The 15,573-nt window shown below is 35.9% G+C and carries 13 protein-coding genes; 12 read left to right on the forward strand and 1 reads right to left on the reverse strand.

The window, feature by feature from the left end:
* Window positions 1-132 precede the first annotated feature (132 nt).
* Entirely contained in the window at window positions 133-1,773 is a 1,641-nt protein-coding gene (locus BZG01_RS13190; protein ID WP_101310308.1) for a dipeptidyl-peptidase 3 family protein, read from the forward strand.
* Window positions 1,774-2,040: 267 nt separating this feature from the next.
* On the forward strand, window positions 2,041-2,481 hold the full coding sequence (locus BZG01_RS13195) for an RrF2 family transcriptional regulator (RefSeq protein WP_101310309.1): 441 nt from the start codon (window positions 2,041-2,043) through the stop codon (window positions 2,479-2,481).
* A gap of 39 nt (window positions 2,482-2,520) precedes the next feature.
* Here BZG01_RS13195 and BZG01_RS13200 read toward each other — a convergent pair whose 3' ends face one another.
* Window positions 2,521-3,252: a hypothetical protein gene (locus BZG01_RS13200; RefSeq protein ID WP_143470911.1), complete on the reverse strand. Its 732-nt coding sequence runs from the start codon at window positions 3,250-3,252 to the stop codon at window positions 2,521-2,523.
* Between the two features lie 233 nt (window positions 3,253-3,485).
* On the opposite strand from BZG01_RS13200, the gene BZG01_RS13205 reads away from it, so the two are divergent.
* The 10 genes from BZG01_RS13205 (at window position 3,486) to BZG01_RS13260 (ending at window position 14,769) form a co-directional block, all read left to right on the forward strand.
* Entirely contained in the window at window positions 3,486-4,067 is a 582-nt protein-coding gene (locus tag BZG01_RS13205) for a rubredoxin-like domain-containing protein (RefSeq protein ID WP_101310311.1), read from the forward strand.
* Between the two features lie 94 nt (window positions 4,068-4,161).
* A complete protein-coding gene (locus tag BZG01_RS13210) occupies window positions 4,162-6,906 on the forward strand; it encodes a sensor histidine kinase (protein ID WP_180327313.1) in 2,745 nt (914 codons plus the stop codon).
* A gap of 11 nt (window positions 6,907-6,917) precedes the next feature.
* Entirely contained in the window at window positions 6,918-7,562 is a 645-nt protein-coding gene (locus BZG01_RS13215; RefSeq protein ID WP_101310313.1) for a response regulator transcription factor, read from the forward strand.
* Between the two features lie 98 nt (window positions 7,563-7,660).
* Window positions 7,661-10,138 carry a helix-turn-helix domain-containing protein gene (locus tag BZG01_RS22000; RefSeq protein WP_101310314.1) on the forward strand — a complete coding sequence of 826 codons (2,478 nt, stop codon included), beginning with the start codon at window positions 7,661-7,663 and terminating at the stop codon, window positions 10,136-10,138.
* 277 nt (window positions 10,139-10,415) lie between these two features.
* The gene (locus tag BZG01_RS13225) at window positions 10,416-10,862 is read left to right on the forward strand and encodes a MarR family winged helix-turn-helix transcriptional regulator (protein WP_180327314.1); all 447 of its coding nucleotides are present in this window, start codon (window positions 10,416-10,418) and stop codon (window positions 10,860-10,862) included.
* Window positions 10,863-10,867: 5 nt separating this feature from the next.
* Window positions 10,868-11,377, forward strand: a complete 510-nt coding sequence (locus BZG01_RS13230; RefSeq protein ID WP_101310316.1) for a hypothetical protein — start codon at window positions 10,868-10,870, stop codon at window positions 11,375-11,377.
* A 453-nt stretch (window positions 11,378-11,830) separates the two neighbouring features.
* Window positions 11,831-12,025: a DUF1289 domain-containing protein gene (locus tag BZG01_RS13240; protein WP_101310318.1), complete on the forward strand. Its 195-nt coding sequence runs from the start codon at window positions 11,831-11,833 to the stop codon at window positions 12,023-12,025.
* Window positions 12,026-12,299: 274 nt separating this feature from the next.
* Window positions 12,300-12,527 carry a hypothetical protein gene (locus tag BZG01_RS13250; protein WP_143470912.1) on the forward strand — a complete coding sequence of 76 codons (228 nt, stop codon included), beginning with the start codon at window positions 12,300-12,302 and terminating at the stop codon, window positions 12,525-12,527.
* 157 nt (window positions 12,528-12,684) lie between these two features.
* Window positions 12,685-13,356 (forward strand): Crp/Fnr family transcriptional regulator, encoded by a 672-nt coding sequence (locus tag BZG01_RS13255; RefSeq protein WP_101310321.1) that lies wholly within the window; start codon window positions 12,685-12,687, stop codon window positions 13,354-13,356.
* A 66-nt stretch (window positions 13,357-13,422) separates the two neighbouring features.
* The gene (locus tag BZG01_RS13260) at window positions 13,423-14,769 is read left to right on the forward strand and encodes a T9SS type A sorting domain-containing protein (protein WP_180327315.1); all 1,347 of its coding nucleotides are present in this window, start codon (window positions 13,423-13,425) and stop codon (window positions 14,767-14,769) included.
* Window positions 14,770-15,573 lie beyond the last annotated feature (804 nt).

Consider the following 15,573-nt stretch of genomic DNA (forward strand, 5'->3'; position numbering starts at 1 on the left):
TTGATAAAACAATTCTTTGCTGTATTTTTGATTATTAACAAAAAGATCATGCAATGTAAAAATAATTCAACAATTTTATTGTTGAAAAAATCAAAACCAAACAACATTTTCTAACTTAAATATCACACAAAAATGAAAAAAATCGCTTCAATTACACTGTTGCTGGCCATTAGTATAGGCTTTGTTGCTTGTAATGAGAAACCAGCCAAAAAAACTGAGGTTTCTCCAATACAAAAATTAGTAGATCAGTACGCTGAATTTGAACTTACAACAGACATCAGTAAACTGACCAAAAACGAAAAACAAATGCTTCCTGTTTTAATGGAAGCTGCTGATATTATGGAAGAGTTATTCTGGAAAGATGCAATTGGAGACAAAGCAGAATTTTTAGGAACGCTTACTGATCCTGCAGCTGTTGCTTATTCAAAAATAAATTACGGCCCCTGGGATCGTCTGAACGACAACCTGCCTTTTATAGACGGATTTGGAGTAAAACCTAAAGGTGCAAACTTCTATCCATGCGACATGACTCAAGAAGAATTTGATGCCATTCCGGACGAAATGAAAACCGATTGGTATACAAAAATTGAACGTGACGAGAGCGGAGAACTGAAAGTAGTTCCTTATCATGTTGTTTACAAAGAACAAATTAAAAAAGCTGCTGATTTGTTACTAAAAGCTTCTGAATTGGCTGAAGATGCTGGTCTGAAAAAATATCTTGAGCTGCGTTCTACGGCTCTTCTTACTGATGATTATCTGGCTTCTGATTTGGCTTGGATGGATATGAAAACCAACACTCTGGATTTTGTTGTTGGTCCTATCGAAACCTACGAAGATGCTCTTTACGGATACAAAGCTTCTCATTCGGGTCAGATTTTGGTGAAAGACAAAGTTTGGAGCGAAAAATTATCAAAATTCGCTTCATTACTGCCCCGCCTGCAGGAAGGTCTTCCTGTTCCTGCCGAGTACAAAGCAGAAAAAGCGAATGCCAACGCGGATATGAATGTTTACGATGTGATTTACTATGCCGGCGATTGCAACGCGGGCAGCAAGAACATTGCTATTAACCTGCCAAACGATCCTCGTGTTCACGCTCAAAAAGGATCAAGAAAACTGCAGTTAAAAAATGCAATGAAGGCTAAATTCGATAAAATTTTAGTTCCTGTTTCTGATTTACTAATGGACGAAAGTCAACGCAGGAATGTAACTTTTGATGCTTTCTTCGAGAATGTAATGTTTCACGAAGTAGCTCACGGTTTGGGTATTAAATACACTTTAAAAGATCATGAAAGCGTCCGCAAAGCATTGAAGGATACTTATACCTCTATTGAAGAAGGAAAAGCAGATATTCTTGGTTTGTACATGATTACACAAATGGCTGAGTGGGGCGAACTGGATGCCGGTAAACTGATGGATAACTATGTTACTTTTATGGCCGGTATTTTCCGTTCGGTACGTTTTGGTGCTGCCAGTGCTCACGGAAAAGCAAATATGATTCGTTTCTATTTCTTCGAAGAGCAAGGTGCCTTTACAAGAAATGCAGAAACAGGAACTTACAAAGTTGATTTCGGGAAAATGAAAGCCGCTATGAATGAATTGGGAAAACAAATTCTAATTGTTCAGGGTGATGGTGACTATGAAGCAGCAAAACAAATGATTGCCGAAAGAGGTTTTATTCGTGAAGATCTTCAGAAAGATTTAGATCGTATTAACAGTGCCGGCATTCCAAAAGATGTTGTATTTAAGCAGGGAATGAACGTATTGGGATTGTAAAAAAACAGTATCAAGTAGTGAGTAATTAGTATTGAGACTATTTACAGCTACGAAAAAATAAAAAAGGAGGCAGAATCAAATTGATTCTGCCTCATTTGTTCCCCTCAAAACACCTTATGTAATCCCACTCCCCTTATTTCATCTCTTTTGTAATTGTTAAAATATTAATCTACTTTAGCGATTAAAAGACCTACTTGTCTTTTTTCTGAATTTTAGTTTCTGTTCTATAAGTCAAAATTAAATAAGTACTAGCAATTCATAATATTTATGCTCTCAAAAACTGCCGAATATGCAATTCGTGCACTGGTTTATGTCCAGTTGCAAAACTGGGAAGAAAAACGTCCGGGATTTAAGGAAATAGCAAAAAATATAGAATCACCTGAACATTTCACTGCAAAAATATTGCAGGTACTAACACGATTCGATCTAATAAAAAGCTTGAAAGGAAGAAATGGCGGATTTTTCTTTGATAAAGAGCATGAAGATCTTCAACTCTATAAAATTATTACAGCAATTGATGGAGAAAAATCTTTTATCAGCTGTAATTTTGGTTTTAAGGGTTGTGATCATGAAAACAAATGCCCTTTGCATGATGATTTTTCAGAATTAAGAAAAAATTATACTGTTCTTGTAAAAAAGCGAACCATACAAAGTCTTGCAAAAAAAATCCTAAGCGGAGAAGCTGTACTAACACAGAAACTGCAGTAAAAGAGGCAGGATTCTATATAATCCAGCCTCTTTCATTATTTAGGATTTTGATGTCTCTGCTACTTGCAAAATTAGCTTTGGATCAATGCCGTTAGCAATGAGTTCTTTTTCCTTTTCGAGCTTTAAATCTTCCTGTAAGGGAATTAATTTTTTATTGATGTACTGATTGAATTCATACATTCTAACCCAATAATTTATAACTCTTTTGTCTGAAGGATTATTTCTCAGAAGAAGGTAATTACTATAGGGCATTTCAAAGAAGTTCTCACAATATTTTATCGAAAGAGGCATGATATAGTTATCTCCAAACTCAGATTGACTCTCTCGTTGACGATTCAACTGATTTAATCCGGATTCATAATATTCAAACAATTTAATTTTTAAACGGCTATTTTTCATTAATGCTATCCCCTGGTGTTTAAAACTCTCGTAGGCTCCAATATTCATAGACATAGAAGAACGTCCCATTTTAATTTGTAATTTATCCTTCAGATCAGATTGATTCACTGGTTGGATTGTTGTAAGACAGCTATCTAAGTATTTTAAAGGACGTAAAAATGATTTTTCTGTTGTTATTATATTCTTTTGGATGTCATTATAATCCTCTGTTACATCAACATACAGATCACTAATTAACTCCAATTCCAATTGTTTTAATTTTCTTTCTTCATTCCAGTTATTGAATTGCATCGAGAAGGTAATCCCAATAAAGATCATAAATAATTCAAATAGTTTCGAACTCTTCAGAAAGCGCGTTAGTAGGTTTTTCATATAATGGGCTGGTTTGTTTATGATTTTAACCAAAAATAATCAAACCAAATTTTATGGACAATAGTATTGTTTATTAGTATTTATTTTTAGTGCAAATAGATGCAAAGTATTTTTTATGGTTTTATAATATACTGTAACTTGTTGCAAAAACAATCATGAAACGTCCATAATTAAAGCTTCCTGCACACTGGGAAATAACTGTATGGATTCATAAAGACAAAAACTTTAAAATTATGAAAGAATTGGTACGTTGTCGTCCTTGCGGATATGTAATGGAAAAAGACAAATTAAACGGTGTTTGTCCGGCCTGCGGCTTGCCCGACAAGGTATTCGAATCCTATCGGGAACGGGTATCACCAAATCGGCTTTTCATTCTAAATCTGGATTTACATCCCATTGCAATCCACATCTCCCAAACTTTTATCGCACTTATTCCTCTTCTGCTGGCAATTCTATGGTTGTTTCCCGGCTGCTATCCCGAAAAAGTCCGCATCATTGCTGAATTTTTAATTCTCTTTTTACCTCTTGCTCTAATGCTGGCCTTTGTCACAGGAATTATCGATGGAATTACCCGGTTTAAAAGTCTGAAACCTCCGCTGTTAAGAAATAAAATCATTTACAGTGTACTCCTGCTGCTTACATCAGGAATATTGCTGTTTACAATGAAGCACTCGCAAGCTCTTCTCCTTTTACTTCTGGTTAGTCTGATTGGGCTTGGATTTGCTGTTGCTCTGGGCTTAATCGGAAAAAGCCTGCTAAATGTAATATTACCAGGAAAATACCCTCAGAAGAAAGCACAAAAAAATCAGGTTTAGGGACTAAAATTGGGTATTTTACAACATAGCATATCATATTTAGCCTTTGTATCTTACCCTTCCTTTGAAACTGGCCCGATATAACCATTTTATGATGGAAAAGTATAAACTGAATATGAGTAATAGAAGTAACCTTCGTTGGAAGACTCTCCTTCTGATTTTTTTCGTTTTCCTTTTTGCATTTCAGACTTCTGCAAGAAAACAAAGAGTACTTGTTTTGCATTCTTACCATCAGGGATTGAATTGGACCGATAATGTAAGTGCCGGGATACAATCTGTTTTGGGTCGTGAAGACGATGTTGAGCTGATGTTTGAATACATGGATACAAAACGGAATTCAAATCCAGAATATCTGAAAGAATTCGCGAATCTTTATGGCCTCAAGCATCTAAAAAATAAATTTGATGCCATCATTGTTTCTGACAACAATGCCTTGGATTTTGTAAGAGATTATTATACTGATTTCTTTAAAAACGCACCAATAATTTTCTGTTCTATCAATCAATTCTCCGATCAGCTGGTGAAAGGGATCGAACACATTTCGGGTGTTACCGAAGAAATTGACTCCAGAAAAACAATTGAAGTTGCCTTGCGTTTGCATCCTAAGGCAACAAAATTAGTTGTGATTAACGACAATCAGACTCAATCGGCAATCTTGAACAGAAATAACATTAAATCTTTTTGGCCTGACTTACATACCGATGTTGAACTTGTTTTTTTGGAGAATTTACTCATTGATGAACTGGTTGATCAGGTTAAACACCTTGACCCCAACAGCATTATTTACCTCCTGAATTTTAGCCGCGATAAAGAAGGCAATTTTATTTCCTATCAGGAAAATATTGAAATTATACGAGAGGCAACAAAATTACCAATCTATAGCAGTTGGGAATTCTATTTTAACGAGGGTATTGTTGGAGGAATGCTCACAAGCGGATATAAAGAAGGAGAATTAGCCGCTAAAATTGCTCTTCAGGTATTGAATGGGAAAGAGATCAATAAAATTCCAATTGTACAATCAGGATACAACAATTTCAAATTCGATTTTGAACAAATGAAACGTTTTGGGATTCTCCCCAAACAACTTCCAAAAGGCAGTATCATCAGCAATCAACCACCTCCTATTGTTCCCCAGTACCAAACATCACTATTTGTAATCATTATATTCGGCTTAATCATTGCAATCATTTTACGATATTCGAAATTGAAAAGGGAGCAGAATGAAAAGAAACTGATTCAGGAAAATGAAGAATTGGACCGAAGAGTAGCCGACAGAACAAAAGAAGTTGTGTTTGCGAACGAAAAACTGGAGCTGCAAACCGAACAAATTATCAAGCAAAATCAGGAGCTGGAGGATCACCGGCACAATCTTCTGGAACTGGTTAAAGTACGTACCGAAAATTTAGAAGAAGCAAATCTGGAATTGAAAAGCAGCCGGGACAGGCTTCTTCGAATGCTGGATGCAAATTCGGATGGTGTTTGGGAGCATAATTTCGCAAACGATCAAACCTACATTAGTAAGATCATCTGGGATAAACTGGGTTATAAATCTGTCACCATTTCAAACACAAAAGATCTTCTCTGCAAAATTATTCATCCGGAGGATTTAATCATCATCAAACAAAAACACCGGCAAAACAAATTGGGCTATAGCGCATTGTTTATTGTCGAATTCAGAATTTTCACAAACACTAAAGACTGGATGTGGTTCAAAGCAAAAGGACAAATTCTTGATTATGACCAAAATGGAAAACCTTTAAACATAGTTGGTACACTTATTAATATCACCCAACGAAAAGAAGCCGAAGAAACAATAAAAAGCGAAGAAAGGAAGTTGAGAGTATCAGAAAAAAGATGGCGTTCCTTAATTGAGCAGGCATCAGATGGAATATTAATTTACAATACTGACGGCCATATTCTGGATGCCAACTCAGCTGCCTGCAATTGGCTGGGCTATTCTGCTGACGAAATCCTAACACTAAATTACAGCGAAATAGATTCCATGCACAGCAGTTCCGAACTTCATACTTATTGGAGAAAATTAAATGCCTCCTACCCTTCTCTTTCTTTTGAGTCGGTGCAAAAAAGAAAAGACGGCAGCAGCTTTCCTGTTGAAATTCACTTAAGCTTAATTGAACTGGAAGACAGTAAACTGATTTTATCTTTGATAAATGATATTAGTGAACGCCAGAAAACCGAACGAAAAATTCTAAATGCAGTAATCAACACAGAAGAAAGTGAACGAAAACGATTCGCTACCGATTTGCATGATTCTATTGGGCCACTGCTTTCCAGCATCAACCTGTATCTGTCATCCATAAATAAATTTGAATCGGAAGCAGAGAAAAAGAACATTATAAAAGCTTCTGTTGAAGCGGTAAATGAAGCGTTGGTAAGCATCAAAGAAATTTCGAACAACCTGAGCCCGCATATTTTGAACGATTTCGGATTGGAAAAAGCCATTCGTTCTTTCACCAACAAAATCAATTTATCGCAGGCCATCAGCATTAGTTTTTATGCTGAAAATATGAACGAGAGAATCAACCATCAGGTTGAAGTCGTTATTTTTAGGGTAGTAAGCGAATTAATTAACAATACAATTAAACACGCTAAGGCAACAAATATTGAAATAAACTTGTCAAGAGAAGAAAATTTAGTTTCTCTTATCTATATTGACGACGGAATTGGTTTTGATGCCAAGGAGATCAATGCCGGAACATCAGCGGGAATGGGATTGTATAATGTATTTAGCAGGATTAAGTCGTTAAACGGTTCGCACAAAATAAAAAGCCACCCAAAACGTGGCGGCATGATGGCAGTAGTAGAAATTAATCTGTAAAATTAAAGAGCATGAGTGAGTACAGGGTAATGATTGTAGACGACCACAAAATGTTTAGAAGTGGATTGCGGTTTCTTTTGAATAGTGTTCCCAACATCAACATTGTAGGGGAAGCTTCGAACGGAAAAGAATTTCTTGAAATGGCAGATACTATTCCAATCGACATTGCCTTAATGGACATTAACATGCCGGAAATGAATGGAATTGAAGCCACACGAATAGCTCTTGAAAAATTTCCTGATATGAAAATAATTGTTCTGTCCATGCATGGAGAAGAGGAATACTACGATCAGATGTTAGATGCCGGCGTTAAAGGTTTCCTACTTAAAAACTCCGATGCCGATGAACTGATATCAGCACTTGAGGCAGTTATGGCTGGGAAAAGTTACTTCTCTCAAGAACTTTTGGTTGATATTCTTGATCAGAAAAGACTGCACAAATTAAGAACTGAAACCGTAAAATTATCCCAACGGGAATTGGAAGTTTTAAAACTAATTTGTGATGGATGCAGCAATGCTGAAATTGCTGAGGTATTATTTATCAGCCAAAGAACGGTTGACCGCCACCGATCTAACTTACTGAGTAAAACTGCTTGTAAAAATTCAACTTCGCTGGTAATGTATGCAGTAAAAAACAGAATTATTGAAATAAGTTAACCTCCAGATAGTATAATTATCGGATCTTACATAAATTTCCATTCGTATCCCGTTAACATTTTGTATTTTTAGTTTCTCAAAAAACAGATGTTTACAAAATGGAAAGCAATTCACAACTGGATCTGGCTCACAAGTTTGTACGATTCACAAACACTACAATTTTTTTAACGGGTAAAGCCGGCACCGGAAAAACTACCTTTTTGCGCCAGTTAAAAGAGGAACTGCCCAAACGAATGGTAGTTGTTGCACCCACCGGTGTGGCGGCCATTAATGCAGGTGGTGTAACCATTCATTCCTTTTTTCAGCTGCCTTTTGGCCCCATAATGCCAGGGCAAATCTTAAACGAAGATAAAAACCCCAAAACCGAATCCAATTCGCCCATCCGGAAATACCGAAAAGAAAAAATCGATATTATAAAATCTCTCGACCTGCTGATTATTGATGAAATTAGTATGGTTCGCGCCGATTTGCTGGATGGCATTGATGAAGTGCTTCGCAAATTTAAAAACAGAAATCTGCCTTTTGGTGGTGTTCAGGTTTTAATGATCGGCGATTTGCAGCAATTGCCTCCTGTGGTAAAAAATGAAGAATGGAGTCTGCTTCGGAATCATTACGAAACTCCTTTCTTTTTTAGCAGTCGTGCATTTCTGCAATCGCAGCACATTAGTATCGAACTCACACATGTTTACCGTCAAAAAGACGAAAGCTTCATTAAAATTCTGAATGAAATAAGGAACAACCAACTCTCGCAGGAATCCTATACCGAATTGGAAAAAAGATATTTGCCCGATTTTAAACCCTCCGATAAGGATGGTTATATCACTCTAACAACACACAATGCCCGGGCTCAGAAAATAAACGAAGAAAAACTAAAGCAACTAAAGGGAAAACCGCAGCAATTTATGGCGAACATTACAGGCATATTTCCCGAATACTCCTTTCCTACCGAAGAGCAGCTGCAGCTTAAAACAGGTGCACAGGTGATGTTTGTAAAAAACGACAGCTCGCCCGAAAAGCTCTATTTTAACGGCAAAATAGGAACGGTTACCGGTTTTGGCGATGATGTAATTCATGTAAAATGTGAGACAGACAATTTCGAAATTGATGTGTATCCTGAAGACTGGCACAACATCAATTACAGCATCAACCCGGAAAGCAAAGAAATTGAAGAAACAATTTCGGGTGGTTTTTCGCAGTTCCCATTGAAGCTGGCCTGGGCAATTACCATTCATAAAAGTCAGGGACTGACTTTTGAAAGAGCAGTGATTGATGCCAATGCAGCCTTTGCACACGGACAGGTTTACGTGGCCTTGAGTCGATGCAAGTCGCTGGAAGGATTGGTTCTTAAATCAACGCTAAGTAAATCGGGAATCATCTGCGACAACGCCGTATCTAAATTCACACAAAATATGGAAGCCAACCCTCCGGGGGAAGAAAATCTGGAGAATTCCATTCGTAAGTATCAGTTTCAGCTTCTCGAAGAACTGTTTTCTTTTCATGATATCTACCGAATCTGCAATTACTGCAACAAGCATTTGCAGGAAAACAGAAACAGTATTCAGGGCAATTTAGCTGATAAAATGAATGCTGCCCTTCCATTTCTTGGCCCTGAAATTCTGGTGGTTGGTGAAAAATTTATTCCATCGGTAAAACGGTATTGTACCGATAATCAGAACCTGCATGAAAACAAAGAGGCGCAGGAAAGAATCAGCAAAGCTTCGGCCTATTTCGTGGGAAAACTGGAGGAACACCTGCAATCCATTCTGAAAGATTTTAGTTTCGATACCGATAATCAAAGTATAAAGAAAGTAATTGAGGGGCATTTGAAACAGTTGAATGAAAAGCTAAGCGTTAAGCTTGTTAGTTTAAAATCGTGTTTGAAAAAATTCGATACTGCCAACTACCAAACTGTGCGCGCCAAAGCTCATTTCGAAAAACAAAACTTCCGTTTAAAAAGCCCTAAGGAAGTGGTTGATGAAAACGTAAAACATCCCAATTTGTTTCGAATACTAAAGAAATGGAGAAAGAATATGGCCGATAAAATAAACGCTCCGGTTTATTACATCGCCTCGCAGCAAAGTCTGGTTGATATTGCCAATAATCTGCCCTACACTACAGATCAATTAAAGGATGTGAAAGGCTTTGGAAAGAAGAAAATTGAACATTACGGCGCAGATGTAATCAAAATGGTTACAGAATACCGCCAGGGGCAAAATCTGGGTCTGTTGAATTTCACATCGGCTGAACCAAAAAAAATAATAAAACCCGGTAACAAACAAGATACGAAAGAGATAAGTCTGGAATTGTATAAAGATGGCCGAACAGTGCGTGAAATTTCGGCTTTCAGAGATCTTACCGTTGCAACAATAGATAAACATCTGGCACATTACGTTGGCTTGGGAATGCTGCCTCTCGATAAATTTGTGGAGAAAAAAAAGATCAAAAAAATTAAAAAACAACTTGAAAAAGAGGGTGTTGAAAGCCTGAATGAATGCAAACAAGAACTTGGTTCTGATTACTCCTACTCCGAAATACGATACGTTCAGGCTTATCTGAAAAATGCAAATACAAAATAAATCAATAACTTTTTAAGTTTAATTAACTTTAATTCAATCCTTTTTGCATTCCTATGCCCTACATTTGTAGTGTACAAAACAGAAAATGTTTTTTCATATAGATTAGATTTAGGTTAGTAATTAGGGTTAGAGAAAATCCCGGACTTCGCGGTTCGGGATTTTTTTTTGACCCTATCCGACTCCTACCATTCCTAACATTTAAAATGGAACAAATTCTCACACAAAATACTTGTCGTGACAATTAATTTATATATTTGTCATGACAAATACATTTACTATGAACAAAATAGACTTAGAAAAATCTGTAAACCACCATATTGCCATTAGCGCAATCATGATAAAGAGAGTCTTCTTTAAAATATTAAGCCGAAACAAACTCAGTATTACCCCTGAACAATGGACTATTTTATATCATTTGACAGAATCGGATGGGATGACAATAGGTGAATTAAGCGAACTCACATACAAAGATTTCGCCAATATGAGCAGAATGACTCAAAAGCTTGAAGCTGCAGGTTTTGTAGAAAAACGAAGAGATGACATTGACAAAAGAATATTCAAACTTTTCATTACTCCTGAAGGCAAAGATTTAACCAAACAACTTCATCAATGTGCCTTTGAATCAACCAGTATTGCTTTAGAAGGAATTGATGATTCAACGAAAAAGATAATGATAGAAAATCTTAAAAAAATCATTCTAAACACAGATAAATTTCTAAAGTAAAGAATATGCAGCAATTATCAATCACCCAAAAGAAATGGCTTAAATCTATTCATCTTTTAGCCGCAGGAATATGGGTAACAACCGGATTAACCATGTTCCTTTTACATTTTATGCGCAACGAATTACAAACCGGAGATCAATTGCATTTAATCAATAAAATCATCCATTTTATTGATATGAAGATTCTGGTTCCATCAGCAATCGTAAGCTTACTTACCGGATGGATTTATTCCCAATTTACAAAATGGGGCTACTTTCAACACGGCTGGTTGATATTTAAATGGATAATCACTTTGCTGATAATCATACTGGGTACTCTATATTCCGGTCCATGGATTGCCGAAATGGTGAGAATATCAGGTGAGCTTGGCCTGACTGCGCTTAGCAATACCGAATACCAATGGTATGATAAATCGCAAACATTAATGGGCATTTGCATGAATGGCACACTGATTCTTACCATTTTTATTTCAGTGTTTAAACCGGGGAAATCAAAAAAGAAAATAAACAAATGAATTTTTAAGCTTCCTTAACTTTAATTCAATCCTTTTAGCATTCCTACACACTACATTTGTAATGTAGAAAACAGATAATTTTTTTTCATAGATTAGATTTAGGTTAGTAATTAGGGTTAGAGAAAATCCCGGACTTCGCAGTTCGGGATTTTTCATTTGATAAAAATTCACAGATTTCCACGAAGTAAAATCATCTGCAGAAATCATAAAAAATCGCAATCATCTTTGTCTCCATTTTGAAAAACAGATAACTTTATCTTTATTTGTATTCAATTTAAATAGCATGTGCGATTTTACTTTCTTTTTGGATGAATCGCATTCCAAATTTTATATTTCCTGCTATTTTAAATAGCTTTTAGCCAAGGGCTATTAGCTAAAAACTTCTAATTTTTGGTATGGAAGTTTATTAAACAAGTAATAGTTATTAAATAACAATAAATTGATTTAACGAATATGGAAGATATACAATCACCATGCATTAGCATTTGCCGGCAAGACAGCAACGGCGTGTGCTTTGGATGCAGAAGAACAACTGAAGAAATAGGGAACTGGTCGCTGTACACCAACCAAGAAAAAGAAGAGGTAATTAAAAAAGCTGCCGACCGGCGAAATGCTCCCGACACAGCGACAGGAACTTTTTTCAGATAAAAAGATTACAGCCAAATTGAAATAACAATTCAAGAAACATATCGGAAATATCCCGGGCTTCTGCCCTGGATTTTTTCTTTACAAACACCCCATAAAAGCAATAAAAGAAGCTGGATTTAACAAAATCTGATATTTTCAGAAAACCACAGCAGGTTTCGATGCAAACCACGTGTAGTTTCATCCAAAAGCACGTGTGGTTTCGAGTAATACCACAGCAGGTTTTGACCAAAAGCACAGCAGGTTTCGAGTAAAACCACAGCTGCATGCTAAAAGCGTGAAGAAAGATTTGGCTTCAGCCAGTAGGTTGAAGAGAGAAAGCATTAAAGAAATCAACGAAAACTTGGTGGGCTATATAAATACCATGGTAAAAGTAAATCCAGCTACCTACGAAGCTACTGCCAAAACCATGGCCGAATTAATCGATAAAAACAATGAGTTGGTAAAACGCCGCAAAAAAAACAAACGTGGCAGATACCGAATTGGTGTAAAAACCACCTGCTAAGGGTTTCACAAGTTGTGAAACCTTTTGTTTTTGAATAAAAGCCTCAAACACCTGCAAACAAGACCTTTCTTTACTATTTATACTGATACCGGATAAGCGGGACTGGTTTCCTGTTTTTATTTTATGCTTACTTTTAAGGGGCGACAGTAAAAAACAAATGGATAAAACACTTTTACGTGTTCTTCATGCACCAAAGAGAATTATAGAAAGTATGAATAACCTAAGTTCACATGATATTGAATTATTGCATGCATTTTTTAAGCCGGCCAGCCAGCTTACCGATGAAACATTTGAGGAAATGAGTAAATATTTTACAAAATACTCTTACAAAAAAGGAGAATCCATTTTGAAAATCGGAGAGCTTGAAACTAAGGCCAGTATTGTGTTAAAGGGTGTCGTACACCAATATATTTTTGACGAAGGTGAGTCTAAGACCATAAATATTACACCAAAAGGATTGAGTTTTAATAGTCTTAAAAGTTACATTGACGGATCGCCATCACTTGAAGTGCATGAAGCTATAACCGATCTGGAAATTGTCTCTATTGACAAGCGTGATTTAGAAATTCTGACACAAAACAGCCATGAATTCAGTTATCTCATGTTTAAAGTATATGAAAGAATTCTTCTCGATCGCGAAAATAGAATGATTGTGTTACAATATCGAAACCCGTCAAAACGCTTCTCACTTTTTCATGAAATAGTAGAAAGGGCTAACTGGATTCTGAAAGATACACCAGATAAATACATAGCCAGCTACTTAAATATGACACCACAACAATACAGTAAGGAAAAGAATATTTTTTTTAGAAACAAAAAATCGGAATAAGTTATCCTGAGGCAACTTCACTTCGTACAACATTCTATTATTTTGTGAATGCATAAAAATATTAGAATGAAAAGACAGTATTTATTTTTAATTATTATTTCTTGTTTCGGTTTATCAGCTTTAGGGCAAGAAATGCCTAATTCAGTGTTAAATCAATATTCAATTCAAGAGTTTGGAGAGTTCTATAATCCTACAAGTAGAGTCGGTCAACAAAACTTAAAAACAAACCATCTCTATAAAGAAAAATTAGATAGTATTATTGAGTACAATTACGATGAAGGGACAGGCACGTGGAATAAGAAATTCATAAAAACGACTTATGTATACGATGAAAATTTCAATGAGATATTATGGGTTTACTCGGCTTGGAATGCTGGTGACAGCAATTGGACAAACCTCATAAAAGAGGAATCGCAATACGATGAGATAGGAAACAGTGTGGTGAATACCCAATTTATTTGGTCAAATGACCACTGGAAGGAAGAAAGAAAATGGGTCTATTCGTACAACCAAAACAATGAATTGATTCAAATGCTCAGCTATAAGTGGAAATATGATTTAGAAAATTGGTTATTAACAGAAAGATGTGATTATAGTTATAATGCTCAAGGAAAACCTTTAACAGACAGTTTATATTGGTGGTATGCCAATTCGCAGGAATGGAAATTACAAGAGAAGGTTGATTACGAGTATATAAATGACAAAGAACTACATTATATTTTTTATTCAAATTGGGATAGCAATACGAATCAGTGGATACCGAGTAAAAAGGATTGGTATTTATATGATTTGCAATGGCGCTTAATCAATTTATCAAGCTACGAATGGGACATTTCAAGTGAAGATAATTGGAAATTGACAAATAGAAAGGGGTATAGTTATGATGATGATGATGATTTGAAAAAATATGCTAATGTGGTTATTAAACCTCGTAAGGAGGATGGCTTTCTTCAACATGAGATTATGTGGGAAACATATGAATTCGATTTTTCTTTAATGTTTAGTGATATTTTATTGCCAAATTATTTCAATCATCAGGAGTTAAAGTTTCATCATAAGCTTTTAAACACAAGCCTAAGCCAATACAATTATGATACAAAACAAGAAGAACAATACAGAGAGATGGAATTTTATTATTCCCCAATAGTTGTAACAGGAATCGAAAGTCATGACATTTTATCGGAAAACATAAGCATATATCCGAATCCAGCTAAGGAAAGCATACACATAAATTACCCAAGTGAATTTATCCAGGCATTGTTTGAATTATATGATATTAACGGAAAAAAAATAATCTCGTCGACCATAAATAAAGCTGAAAGTATAGATATAAGAGCATTAATAAAAGGGGTTTATATCTATCGCATTAAGTTTGATCAATATGAAAACGTAGGCAAGTTAATCAAAGAATAAGCCTTTTTTAGCAACTATTACTACTTTTCCTATATCAGCTACTACTACTTAAACAGATTAACCACCTCAGGTTGTGAGCCATACAATACAAAAAAACAGAGGAAGTAAAGTTAGCCACGGTGCTTTTCCATAAATCAAAAATGAAAGTCACTATTGCAATTCACCAACCGAGAATCTCTATAAATTTATCAATCTTATATTTGCAAGAGATCGAGATAATATAGCACGAAAGCACAGTCGAGTAAGCCAGGGGAATTTGACTTCGTCGATTTTCAATTCACCCCTAACTTCTCACAGAACCGTATCCTGAAAAAAATCGGGACAGGCAATAAATCTCTCAATTCATACGGTTCTTAATGATGCAGTCAATTCAATTTTAGGTCAACTGATAACCCAATATCCAATGATAAAATAGATTGGGATAACATAAACCAGCTTGTGACTTACTAATGCTTCTGAGAGTCACCCCAATGCATAAGGGACTTGCACCCTCTGGGCTTTCTTTCATAAAAATTAACTACATAAAAGAACTTTTACTAAATTTATCATTCAAGGCACACACACGCGCTAAATTTAATTGCCGTTTCTTCTGAATTCCAGCCACTTACCCCGCAACAACATCAGTGGGGCTCGACAGGAAATCAACCCGCAATCGGCAACTAAAACTTAGCGCCACCGTTGAACAAAAACCGCCTATGGCGGTAGTTAAGAAATAAGCTCGTAACTTGATTGAATATTTATTCATTAAAAATTTAGTCATGAAAAAAAAGTCTTAGAGAACGGATGATTGCGGAGATGCAGATT

The organism is Labilibaculum manganireducens, assembly GCF_002843385.1.
Taxonomy (GTDB): Bacteria; Bacteroidota; Bacteroidia; order Bacteroidales; family Marinifilaceae; genus Labilibaculum; species Labilibaculum manganireducens.

Bases quoted from the DNA above. Each gene is read 5' to 3' on its own strand.
- BZG01_RS13210 (WP_180327313.1), top strand. From the start codon at position 4,162: ATGGAAAAGTATAAACTGAATATGAGTAATAGAAGTAACCTTCGTTGG.
- BZG01_RS13240 (WP_101310318.1), top strand. From the start codon at position 11,831: ATGGAAGATATACAATCACCATGCATTAGCATTTGCCGGCAAGACAGC.
- BZG01_RS13260 (WP_180327315.1), top strand. From the start codon at position 13,423: ATGAAAAGACAGTATTTATTTTTAATTATTATTTCTTGTTTCGGTTTA.
- BZG01_RS13190 (WP_101310308.1), top strand. From the start codon at position 133: ATGAAAAAAATCGCTTCAATTACACTGTTGCTGGCCATTAGTATAGGC.
- BZG01_RS13205 (WP_101310311.1), top strand. From the start codon at position 3,486: ATGAAAGAATTGGTACGTTGTCGTCCTTGCGGATATGTAATGGAAAAA.
- BZG01_RS13200 (WP_143470911.1), bottom strand. From the start codon at position 3,252: ATGAAAAACCTACTAACGCGCTTTCTGAAGAGTTCGAAACTATTTGAA.
- BZG01_RS13230 (WP_101310316.1), top strand. From the start codon at position 10,868: ATGCAGCAATTATCAATCACCCAAAAGAAATGGCTTAAATCTATTCAT.
- BZG01_RS13255 (WP_101310321.1), top strand. From the start codon at position 12,685: ATGGATAAAACACTTTTACGTGTTCTTCATGCACCAAAGAGAATTATA.
- BZG01_RS13215 (WP_101310313.1), top strand. From the start codon at position 6,918: ATGAGTGAGTACAGGGTAATGATTGTAGACGACCACAAAATGTTTAGA.
- BZG01_RS13225 (WP_180327314.1), top strand. From the start codon at position 10,416: ATGAACAAAATAGACTTAGAAAAATCTGTAAACCACCATATTGCCATT.
- BZG01_RS13195 (WP_101310309.1), top strand. From the start codon at position 2,041: ATGCTCTCAAAAACTGCCGAATATGCAATTCGTGCACTGGTTTATGTC.
- BZG01_RS22000 (WP_101310314.1), top strand. From the start codon at position 7,661: ATGGAAAGCAATTCACAACTGGATCTGGCTCACAAGTTTGTACGATTC.